Genomic DNA, 10,704 nt, shown 5'->3' with positions numbered 1-10,704 from the left:
TCCTTCTAACTAGTTCGTAAATTACTAATCAAACAACTACTGCAATTCGCCGGCACCGAACAACCTGTAAGAAATTGCAGGAGAGCAGTGCCGTGTAACGAGACGCCCCGGGGAGTCAGAATACGGGGAGGAGCAGCTTGAGAGATATGGCACGCGCCACGGCCTGGGTCCGATTGGCGCATTTGAGTTTTTTCACGGCATTTTGCAGATGGAAGATGACCGTCCGCTCGGAGATTCCGAGGATCATGGAGGTTTCCCACGCTGTTTTCCCTTCGGCCGCCCACTTCAGGCATTCCGTCTCCCGGATGCTCAATTCGAGTACCAGCGGCTCGACCTGATAGAAGGCTTCGACACGGTTCACGGCCTCGTGAATATAGGGAACGAGCGCCTGCAGGAAAGGGATCGCCCGCTTTATCCTGGGTAGAGCCTGGGAGAGGTTTCTCGTGCTGGTGAAACTTAATCCGGACAGATCGCCGGAAGCGCCGTGAAAAGGAATCGTGGCCCCGACGCTCAGTCCGAATTCACGGCTTTCGGCCATGAATCTGCGGGCTTGGGCATGCTGCGGATCGGAGAGTTGGAGGTCGTGCCACAACAGGGGAACGGCATTGTTGAAGCAAAAAGCCGCTACCGGGTCTATGGCAATATAGTTCTGTTGCAGGTACCTTTCGGCCCAATCAGGGGGATACCCGTTCAGGACCGCACAATGGGGGGGCTGGCAGGAGTCGATGGAAACCAGCCGGTAATACAGGTAATTATCAAGACCAAATCTATCGCATATGTCCTTAATGACTGCGACAATTTCCTCTTTGCTGCTTGCCTGCAGCAAACGTTGCGTTGTCTCGGTGTAGGCTTTCATGAAGAATCTCCGGTTGACAGCCTTCAATGTGCGGCATTTTAGGGACTCGTCCCCCCGATTTCAACGCAAAAAGAGCACTGACAGAAAAACTGAGAATTGGCTGAAAACGCTGACAGAAAAGCTGAGGATTTGCTGTTTTTTTGTCATGCAAGCTGGTTATCCGGTGCATGCATATTCAGCCCCATCTGCCCGAATTATCAGGACTTCCCGCTTCCCGGGACCGGCGGCTCCATTTATTGCACCGTCTTTACACCCGCAACCGGACTGTGGTACTAATCGAACCTGACCGCACGCCCGCCATCCGCATACCACGAGGAGCACCACAGTTTGTACGACAGCCGCCCCACATTCGCCGAGATCGATCTGAGCGCACTTCACCATAATTTTCGGACCATCAGGAGCTCCATTCCGCCCCGGACGGAGATCCTGGCGGTGGTCAAGGCCGACGCCTATGGGCACGGATTCATGGACATCTGCCGCGAGCTCGAGAACCTGGACGTGGATGCCTTTGGGGTGGCCTTTCTGGCCGAAGGGATCCAGCTCAGGAAGGCGGGCATCGACAGGCCGATCCTGCTTCTGGGGGGCATCTATCCGGGGCAGGAGCGCAAATGCGTCGGCTACAACATTTCGACCACCATTTTCTCTCTTGAACAGGCCCAGGCGCTCAATCAGGCTGCCCACAAACTTTTCCGCAAGGCCCGGATCCATCTCAAGGTCGATACCGGCATGGGACGTCTCGGCATTCCCCATGCCGACGTGCCCGCCTTTCTGATGGAGCTGAAAAAGTTGTCCAGCATCACCATGGAGGGACTTGTCTCCCACTTCGCCAGCGCCGATGAACTCGACGAATCGGGTCAGTACTACACCAGGCTTCAGGCTGAGCGCTTTGCCTGGGCGCTGGCCGAGACCCGCAAGGCCGGCTTCGCCCCCCGCTATGTCCATATCGCCAACAGTGCTGCGGCACTGCTCAGAGATATCCCGGACTGCAACCTGGTGCGGCCGGGCATTGCCCTGTATGGAGCTGTCCCTTCGCCCGATTTCAAGGGCAAGCTGGATCTGCGTCCGGTCATGCGCCTGAAGAGCCGCATCGCGATGCTGAAATGGGTCGAACCGGGCACTACCATCAGTTATGCCCGGCGCTTCACTGCCGGCGACAGATGCCTGATCGCAAGCGTTCCGGTCGGCTATGCCGACGGGTATCCCCGTTCTCTGACCAACCGCGGAGAGGCGCTTGTCAGGGGGGAGCGGGCACGGGTGGCCGGCACGGTCTGCATGGACTGGATCATGCTGGATGTGACCGGTATCAGGGATGTTGCTGTAGGGGACGAAGTGGTACTGATCGGTAACGATGCGGCTGGAAACTGCATCCCTGCCGAAGAGCTGGCCCAGGCGGCCGGCACGATCCCCTACGAGATCTTCTGCGGGATCAGCAAGCGGGTCCCGCGGGTGTACCTGAAATAGCGCCAAGATAAAAAAAGACAACGAGGACACGGAGGAAAACAAGGTCCTTAAAAGGTCTTTGCTTGTACATCCAGCGCCTCGTTCTTCGGGTTTCCTCTGTGTCCCTCCATGCCCTCCGTGGGTGAACGCTTTCGGGATTTTGTTGATTCGAGTTGTAGTGGTGGTATGAGTGTTACAGGAGATATTGACCGCATGATCAAACTGACGCAGCTGGTAAAAGCCGCCGGTTGAGCCGCGAAACTGGGCCCGGCGGGCCTGGCGAAAGCCCTGGACGGGCTTTGGGCATACCGCGATGCAGATTTGCTGGTGGGACCGGAGACATCGGACGATGCCGGGGTCTACCGGATAGGGCCGTCGTGCGCCCTGGTGGAGACAGCCGACATCATCACCCCGCTGGTGGACGATCCTTTCACCTTTGGGCGGATTGCCGCGGCCAATGCCATATCCGATGTCTATGCCATGGGGGGGCGGCCCGTCACCGCCATGAACCTGGTCTTTTTCCCCGCCTGTTCGCTGCCGGGGGATGTCCTGCGGGAGATACTGGCCGGAGGGCAGAGCGTGCTGCAGGAGGCCGGTGTCTGCCTGGTGGGGGGACACACGGTTGAAGATGACGAACTGAAATACGGCCTGTCCGTGACCGGCCTGATCGACCCTGAGGAGATTATCCGCAACTCCACCGCCCGGCCGGGTGATGTGCTGGTACTGACCAAACCGCTCGGCACCGGGATCATCGCCACTGCCATCAAGGCAGAGCTGGCACCTGAGGCGGCTGTTGCCGAAGCGGCAGGCTGGATGACGACTCTCAACCGCCAGGCAACGGAGCTGATGCGCGAGTGTCGTGCCAGTGCCGCCACCGATGTGACCGGCTTCGGCCTGATCGGCCATGCCGTGGAGATGGCCAGCGGGGCAGGGGTGACGTTCCGGCTGGAGCTGGCCGCTGTTCCACTGATGCATTCCGTTGCCGAACTGATGATGGACGGTATGGTGCCTGCCGGCTGTTACCGCAACCGCGACCACTACGGTCCGTCGGTCAACGTTGAATCCGGGCTGGAGGAGCTGCTGCCGCTGTTCGATCCCCAGACCTCCGGCGGCATGCTGATCGCACTGGCGCCGGAGCAGGCGGGGCACTTTATGCGGCAGGCGGCTGAACGGGGAATCTTTGCCCGGGAGATCGGCACGGTGCTCCCGGCACAGCAGCATGTGATCGAGATAGTGTAACTTCTCCGCTTCAAGCTCTGCACACCGGCAGCGCCGACCTCCCCCAGCGGGGGAGGGATTCTGTACGGCACGTTCCATACTTCCCGAAAAGGTTGATTCTTCATGTACGCACTTGCCATCGACCTGGGCACCACCACTCTGGCCGTTTCCCTGGTTGATCTCCGCAGCGGCCGGCGGCTGGCCGTGGCAGGCTCCCTGAATCCGCAGCGCCGGTTCGGGGCCGATGTCGTGTCGCGACTGGATGCTGCCGTCAGATCCGAGGAAGCCCTGCGGGAGATGTCGGGCCTGGCGCGGGCGGAGCTGTGGAGGTTGTCGGACGGGCTTCTGCGGGACTCCGGGCTTGTGCGCAGCGATGTCGAGCAGATTGCAATCGCCGGCAATCCCGCCATGCAGCACATTCTGTTGGGACTGCCGGTACGCTCCCTGGCCTTTCCCCCGTTCCGGCCCCTTTACACGCAGGGCGTGCGGCTCAACGGTTCCGACCTCGGCTGGGACCCCGCCGCGGCGGTCTACCTGTTTCCCATGCCGGGCGGTTTTGTGGGGGGGGATACGGTGGCGTTTTTATTTGGGACTGGGGACCGGGGATTGGGGACTGGTAACGGCTTTTCCCAATCACCAGTCCCCAGTTCCCAGGCCCTGTTTCTCGATCTGGGCACCAACGGCGAAATGGCCCTGGTGGCTGGGGATGACATCTGGGCCACCGCGGCTGCTGCCGGTCCCGCCTTCGAAGGGGGCAACCTCTCGTGCGGCATGGCCGCCTTGCCCGGTGCGATCAACTCCGTAACCATCGCAGGTGAACGGGTTCATTGCACGGTGATCGGCAATGTGCCGCCGATCGGCATCTGCGGGTCCGCAGCCATTGAGGTGGTCTCGGAACTGCTCGAGAAGGGGCTGCTCGAATCGAGCGGACGCCTGCGGGACGGCGGCGAGATCCCTTCCAACCTGGCTGCCCGGATTGTCCGGCACAATGATGAGAACGCCTTTGTACTTCACCGTGATGCCCGGCACCTGCTGTTGCTGACCCAGGGGGACATCCGCCAGATCCAGCTGGCCAAAAGTGCCATCCGGGCCGGCCTGGATGTGCTTGCGGAACGGGCGCGTATACAGTGTCAGAGCATGCAGGAAGTGGTTCTGACCGGATCATTCGGTACGGTTTTACGCCCCGAATGGCTTAAAAGCGTTGGAATTTTCGATTCAGCCATGGTACATATTACCCGCTTTGCCCCCGAGGGGGCGCTGGCCGGCGTGGAACGGGCCCTGACGGAGAAGGATGGCTTTTCCGTCGTGGAACGCCTAGCCGAACGCTTCCGGGTGGTACCTCTTTCCGGAACGCCGCTGTTTGAAACGAAGTTCATGGAGAATATCGACTTCCCGCATCCGTAATCGAAAACAATTCCTCCACGGTTCCGTGGCAGATTTTGTCGTTTCAATACCCCACTACATCACCAGAAGGAGCAGGCACCAATGGCAAAAATAACCAGGGCGCTCATCAGCGTCTCCGACAAGACCGGCGTTGTCGAATTTTCGAAGGAACTGGCCGGCTACGGCGTCGAGATCCTTTCCACCGGCGGAACGGCCAAGCTGCTGCGCGAGGCGGGGCTGACCGTCAAGGATGTTTCCGAGTTCACCGGATTCCCGGAGATGCTGGATGGACGCGTCAAGACCCTGCACCCCAAGGTGCACGGCGGTCTGCTGGGAATGCGCTCCAATCCGGAGCATGTGGCCAAGATGAAGGAACACGGCATCGAGAACATCGACATGGTGGTGGTCAACCTCTATCCCTTCGAAGCCACGGTTGCCAAAGGCTGCGAGCTTGAGGACGCCATCGAGAACATTGATATCGGCGGGCCGACCATGCTCAGGTCGGCTGCCAAGAACTATCCGGATGTGACCGTGCTGGTGGACTGCGCCGATTATGCCCTGGTGCTGGACGAGATGAAGGCAGCCGGGGGCGCGGTGTCGTCCAAGACCAATTTCGGCCTGGCAGTGAAGGTTTTCCAGCATACGGCCGCCTATGACGGGGCCATCTCGAACTATCTGGGGGCACGCCTTGGGGAGGCGGTCGAGAGCTATCCGGCCACCTTCACCATTCAGGTCAAAAAGGCCCAGGACCTGCGCTACGGCGAAAACCCCCAGCAGAGCGCCGCTTTCTATGTCGATCGGGACATCAGCGAACCGTGCGTGTCCAATGCCGTCCAACTGCAGGGCAAGGAACTTTCCTTCAACAACATCATCGACCTGGATGCCGCCATCGAGACGGTCAAGGAATTCGAAGCCTCGGCCGCGGTTATCATCAAGCATACCAATCCCTGCGGCGCCGCCCTGGCCGAGTCGCCGCTCAGCGCCTATCTGAAGGCGCGGGAATGCGATCCGGTCTCGGCCTTTGGCGGCATCGTCGGATTCAACCGCGAGGTGGATGCCGACACGGCCAAAGAACTGACCTCCACCTTCCTGGAGGCGGTGATTGCCCCCGGCTACAGCCAGGAAGCCCTGGATATCTTTACGGCCAAGAAGAATGTGCGCGTCATGCAGGTACCCCTCCTGGGCGAGTACTGCCCCGGCGGCTACGATCTGAAGAAGGTGGTTGGCGGATTGCTGGTGCAGGGGCGCGACCTGGGCATGGTGCGGGCGGCCGAATGCCGGGTTGTTACCGAACGCACTCCCACCGCTTCGGAATACGAGGCACTGGATTTCGCCTGGAGGGTCTGCAAGCACGTCAAGTCCAATGCCATCGTCTTCACCAGCCGCGACCAGACCGTGGGGATCGGTGCCGGCCAGATGTCGCGGGTCGATTCCTCCCGCATCGCCGTTCAGAAAGCGCTGCTGCCGACCCGCGGCACGGTGCTGGCTTCGGATGCCTTTTTCCCGTTCCGGGACGGGGTGGACGCCGCCGCCGAAGCGGGGGTGACCGCCATCATACAGCCGGGTGGCAGCGTGCGCGACGAAGAGGTCATCAAGGCGGCCAATGAGCACGGTATAGCCATGGTCTTCACCGGCATGCGGCATTTCCGGCACTAAGAAGGTTGTTGAAAAACGGGCATCTCGCCGCCGTCCTCGTCAGCCCTCTTGTGACTTCGGCCTGCGGCCTCACCCTTCGGGCGCCTCCGCGGTCCAATTTCACAAGTGAAATTGTGCGGCGTAGCGCTGTTTATGCCCTTGGGTACTACGCCTCCGCGGGGCTTCCTGCGGGTGCGACGATCTACCCATTTTTGAACAACCTGAAAATTTCACCAGGCTGTTAATTTTTAAAAAATCTGCCAAAAGATACAGAGGCGCAAAGGAAAAACAAGAGAGCAAAGCTCTGTTTAAGCCCCGGGTTTTGTTCTTCCTTTGTTTTGTCTTTGCAGTTCTCTGTGTCTCTGTGCCTCTGTGGCAGAAGTTCAGGGGGTATACATGAAGGTCCTGGTTATCGGCGGCGGTGGCCGCGAGCATGCGCTGGTCTGGAAGATCGCCCAGTCACCGCTGGTTGAAAAAGTTTACTGCGCACCGGGCAACCCCGGCATTGCGGATCTGGCTGAGAATGTCCCCATCAAGGTGGACCAGCTCGAAAAACTGCTGGCATTTGCTCTGGAAAATGGCATCGATCTGACGGTGGTGGGACCGGAGCAGCCGCTTTCTCTCGGAATCGTCGATCTGTTCAAGGAGCACGGGCTGAAGATCTTCGGACCGCGCAAGGATGCGGCCATCATCGAGGCCAGCAAGGCCTTTTCCAAGGACCTGATGCAGAAATACGGCGTGCCGACCGCCGCGTACGGCGTTTTCACGGAAATCGCCGCTGCCGAAGAATTCATCGACCGTACCGGTGTGCCGATCGTGGTCAAGGCCGACGGCCTGGCGGCAGGCAAGGGGGTCATTATCGCCCAGACCCGCGCAGAGGCCATGGAGGCCGTTACCGACATGCTCAGCGGCAATGCCTTTGGTGCGGCTGGTTCGCGAGTGGTCATAGAGGAATTTCTGACCGGAGAGGAAGCCTCCTTTCTGGCCATTACCGACGGCACGGTCATTCTGCCGCTGGCAAGCGCGCAGGATCACAAGGCCATCTACGACGGTGATCAGGGCCCCAATACTGGCGGCATGGGTGCCTATTCCCCCGCACCGGTCGTTACGGCCGAGGTCCATGAAATCGCCATGCGTGAAGTGCTGCGCAGGACCGTGGACGGCATGGCGGCCGAAGGGCGCCCTTACCAGGGGGTGCTGTATGCGGGGCTGATGGTCAGGGACGGCCAGGTCAAGACGCTGGAGTTCAACGCCCGCTTTGGGGATCCCGAATGCCAGCCGCTGCTGATGCGCATGAAGTCGGACATCGTGCCGGTGCTCCTGGCGGTTGCCAACGGCGACCTGTCGGGGCTTTCGCTGGAATGGCATCAGCAGGCAACGGTCTGTGTGGTCATGGCTGCCGAGGGGTACCCGGGCGAGATCCGCTCCGGTGACGCCATCGAGGGACTGGAGGCCGCTGCAGTGCTGGACGGCGTCTATGTCTTCCATGCCGGCACGACCATGAAGGACCAGCGCTGCGTCACCAACGGCGGGCGGGTACTGGGGGTCACCGCTTCGGGAGAAAACGTTCAGGCAGCCATTGACAGGGCTTACAAGGCGGTTTCCTGTATCACGTGGCCCGGCGTGCAGTACCGAAGGGACATTGGCAAAAAGGCGATCGGCAGGATCTGACCAGGGCCTGCGACATCCGCTGGCTCACGGTTTCCGTAACGAGGACCGCGGATTCCAATCTTCATCATTTACACCAAAAGAGGTATTGCAATGAAAAATGCACCGCAGGTTCTCATTCTGATGGGCAGTGACTCCGACCTTCCGGTAATGCGGGAGGCGGCCGGCATCCTGGATACATTCAATATTGCCTGGGAGATGCACGTTTCCTCGGCCCACCGTTCCCCGGTCAAAACGGCGAAACTGGCATCCGAGGCTGCCGGCCGGGGGGTCAGGATCATTATTGCCGGGGCAGGCATGGCGGCCCATCTGGCAGGGGTTGTCGCTTCGGAGACGACGCTGCCGGTCATTGGCGTTCCCATGCCGGGAGGCGCCCTGAACGGGGTGGATGCCCTCTATGCCACAGTGCAGATGCCGGGGGGCATTCCGGTCGCCACCATGGCCATCGGTAAGGCGGGAGCCAAGAATGCCGGTCTTTTCGCCGTTCAGGTTCTCGCGCTGAACGATGCTGGCCTGGCCGGGGCGCTCACGGAATACCGCCACGAAATGGAGCGGGAGGTAGAGCTTAAAGACGCAGAACTGCAGGCTTCGCTCGGTAATTGACCTGGTTTTCGTATTCGCTTTTCCTTGACACCCGCGGACAGGTTATAGTAAATAAAGCAAAATTTTCTTATGAAGGAGGGAATTATGAAGAAGGTCATCGTTATGTTTGCTCTTGTTGCGTTTGCAGGGTCCGCTTTCGCCGCCGATGTGATCGAGCTGAAAAAAGGGGTGAAGTTCAACCACAAGGCCCACCAGGAACTGCTGAAGGACTGCAAGAAGTGCCATGAAAAAGGCCCGGGCAAGATCGAGGGCTTCGGCAAGGATTGGGCACACAAAAACTGCAAAGGCTGCCACGCCGACATGAAAAAAGGGCCCACCTCCTGCAAGGAATGCCACAAGCAGTAATCGGCATTACAAAGGAATGATGTGCTTGAAGGGGTAACAATTCAAAACTGTTACCCCTTTTCTCATGCATGATGCAGGCCGCAAAAAAATCTATGCCTTTGCGGCGATTTGATTTAGTATCCTACCGTCAACGAACCTGGCCAGCCAGGACAATCACACAAGATTCAGATACCGGGAGACATTTCATTGGCAACAACCCATCGCAGTTTCGCCCAATCGGTCTGGGACTTTTTCTGTTCGCTCAAACTCACGATCTTTCTGCTTATCTCACTCGCGCTGACTTCCATCATAGGAACCGTGTTACCCCAGGGACAGCTGGCTCCCGAATACGTGGCGTCTATCAGCGCCCTGAAACTGCAGATCTATTCCAAGCTCGGTTTCTTCGACATGTACCACTCCTGGTGGTTCATAGCGCTGTTGTACGTGTTCAGCCTCAATCTGACCGCCTGTTCGATCAAGCGTCTGCCGCACGTGTTCAAGTTCATCAGCGAGCCGATGCTCGTGCTGGGCGATTCCCTGCGCAACTCCTTTCCCCTCAAACACCATGTCACCTTTTCAGGATCTCTGGAGAGCGGCAGGGACGCGCTGGCGGCTTTTTTGAAGTCGGAAGTGGCTGCACCGGTAGTGACGGAGCACAACGGTGAATATCACCTCTTCGCACAGAAAAATGCCTGGTGCCGGCTCGGCGTTTATGTAGTCCACCTCAGCATACTCGTGATCTTTGTGGGCGCCATTATCGGATCCCTGTTCGGATACAAAGGCTTCGTGGCGATCGTAGAGGGGACCGGCGCCTCCACAATTCAAACGCGCAGCGGCATGCCGATGCCCCTCGGCTTTGAGCTGCGGTGCGAAAAATTCAACGTCGATTTTTATCCGACCGGCGCACCCAAGGAGTTTCGCAGCATTCTGACCGTTCTCGAGAACGGCAAGCCGGTGCCGGGATACAAGGATGTCAAGGTCATCGTGAACAAGCCTCTTAGCTACAAGGGGATCACGTTTTACCAGTCGAGCTATGGGCAGTCGAACGAAGGCAGCGAACATTCCCTGACCGTGACCGCACGCAGCGGCGGCAATGAACAGCATATCACCATGCACGAGGGTGAGCAGGTGCCCCTGAAGGACGGCAGCACGCTCAAACTTCTGGAAAGCACCCAGGAAGTGCGCCAGTTCATGCCTGAGTATTCGGGACCTGCCGCGCGTATCGAACTCACTCCGCGCGGAAAAGCGCCCCAGACCTTCATCGTCATGAAAAATTTCCCCGATCTGAGCGCTCAGCGCGGTGACGAGCTGATAGTTCACTATGAGGGCACCGACGCCAAGATGTACACCGGCCTGCAGGTTGCCAAGGACCCCGGCGTATGGGTCGTGTGGCTGGGCTGCCTGCTGATGGTAGTGGGCCTGTTCATTGCATTTTTCATGTCCCACAAGCGGGTCTGGATCATCGTATCCAAGGGGCAGGTTCGTATGTATGGCAATGCCAGCAAGAATCAGGCGGCATTCCAGATGCAGTTCGACGATTTGACCGGTAAACTGAACGACCTGAAAATCTAGCGGAG

The 10,704-nt window shown here is 59.1% G+C and carries 9 protein-coding genes; 8 read left to right on the top strand and 1 reads right to left on the bottom strand.

Annotated elements, in window-relative coordinates; genetic code table 11:
• Nucleotides 1–115 precede the first annotated feature (115 nt).
• Nucleotides 116–856: a LuxR family transcriptional regulator gene (locus tag GSVR_RS16930; RefSeq protein ID WP_173198750.1), complete on the bottom strand. Its 741-nt coding sequence runs from the start codon at nt 854–856 to the stop codon at nt 116–118.
• 327 nt (nt 857–1,183) lie between these two features.
• Between GSVR_RS16930 and alr the strand changes: the two genes are divergently transcribed.
• The 8 genes from alr (at nt 1,184) to GSVR_RS16890 (ending at nt 10,699) form a co-directional block, all read left to right on the top strand.
• Entirely contained in the window at nt 1,184–2,317 is a 1,134-nt protein-coding gene (gene alr / locus GSVR_RS16925) for an alanine racemase (RefSeq protein ID WP_173198748.1), read from the top strand.
• Nucleotides 2,318–2,482: 165 nt separating this feature from the next.
• Complete coding sequence (gene selD / locus GSVR_RS16920; protein WP_239077366.1) at nt 2,483–3,535, top strand: selenide, water dikinase SelD; 1,053 nt, start codon at nt 2,483–2,485, stop codon at nt 3,533–3,535.
• 102 nt (nt 3,536–3,637) lie between these two features.
• Nucleotides 3,638–4,918 (top strand): ASKHA domain-containing protein, encoded by a 1,281-nt coding sequence (locus GSVR_RS16915; RefSeq protein WP_173198744.1) that lies wholly within the window; start codon nt 3,638–3,640, stop codon nt 4,916–4,918.
• Between the two features lie 81 nt (nt 4,919–4,999).
• Nucleotides 5,000–6,553, top strand: coding sequence for a bifunctional phosphoribosylaminoimidazolecarboxamide formyltransferase/IMP cyclohydrolase (gene purH / locus GSVR_RS16910; RefSeq protein WP_173198742.1), 1,554 nt, complete (start codon nt 5,000–5,002; stop codon nt 6,551–6,553).
• Between the two features lie 375 nt (nt 6,554–6,928).
• Complete coding sequence (gene purD, locus GSVR_RS16905; RefSeq protein ID WP_173198740.1) at nt 6,929–8,203, top strand: phosphoribosylamine--glycine ligase; 1,275 nt, start codon at nt 6,929–6,931, stop codon at nt 8,201–8,203.
• Nucleotides 8,204–8,293: 90 nt separating this feature from the next.
• Nucleotides 8,294–8,803 carry a 5-(carboxyamino)imidazole ribonucleotide mutase gene (gene purE / locus GSVR_RS16900; RefSeq protein ID WP_173198738.1) on the top strand — a complete coding sequence of 170 codons (510 nt, stop codon included), beginning with the start codon at nt 8,294–8,296 and terminating at the stop codon, nt 8,801–8,803.
• 84 nt (nt 8,804–8,887) lie between these two features.
• The gene (locus GSVR_RS16895; RefSeq protein WP_173198736.1) at nt 8,888–9,148 is read left to right on the top strand and encodes a cytochrome c7; all 261 of its coding nucleotides are present in this window, start codon (nt 8,888–8,890) and stop codon (nt 9,146–9,148) included.
• Between the two features lie 186 nt (nt 9,149–9,334).
• The gene (locus tag GSVR_RS16890) at nt 9,335–10,699 is read left to right on the top strand and encodes a cytochrome c biogenesis protein ResB (RefSeq protein WP_173198735.1); all 1,365 of its coding nucleotides are present in this window, start codon (nt 9,335–9,337) and stop codon (nt 10,697–10,699) included.
• Nucleotides 10,700–10,704: the final 5 nt, after the last annotated feature.

Origin of the sequence: Geobacter sp. SVR (genome assembly GCF_016865365.1) — a bacterium.
Taxonomy (GTDB): Bacteria; Desulfobacterota; Desulfuromonadia; order Geobacterales; family Pseudopelobacteraceae; genus Pelotalea.
This window is presented reverse-complemented; position numbering and strand designations above follow the sequence as displayed.

Coding starts and splice junctions, on each gene's coding strand:
- GSVR_RS16930 (WP_173198750.1), bottom strand. CDS start 856: ATGAAAGCCTACACCGAGACAACGCAACGTTTGCTGCAGGCAAGCAGC.
- GSVR_RS16915 (WP_173198744.1), top strand. CDS start 3,638: ATGTACGCACTTGCCATCGACCTGGGCACCACCACTCTGGCCGTTTCC.
- purH (WP_173198742.1), top strand. CDS start 5,000: ATGGCAAAAATAACCAGGGCGCTCATCAGCGTCTCCGACAAGACCGGC.
- purD (WP_173198740.1), top strand. CDS start 6,929: ATGAAGGTCCTGGTTATCGGCGGCGGTGGCCGCGAGCATGCGCTGGTC.
- purE (WP_173198738.1), top strand. CDS start 8,294: ATGAAAAATGCACCGCAGGTTCTCATTCTGATGGGCAGTGACTCCGAC.
- GSVR_RS16895 (WP_173198736.1), top strand. CDS start 8,888: ATGAAGAAGGTCATCGTTATGTTTGCTCTTGTTGCGTTTGCAGGGTCC.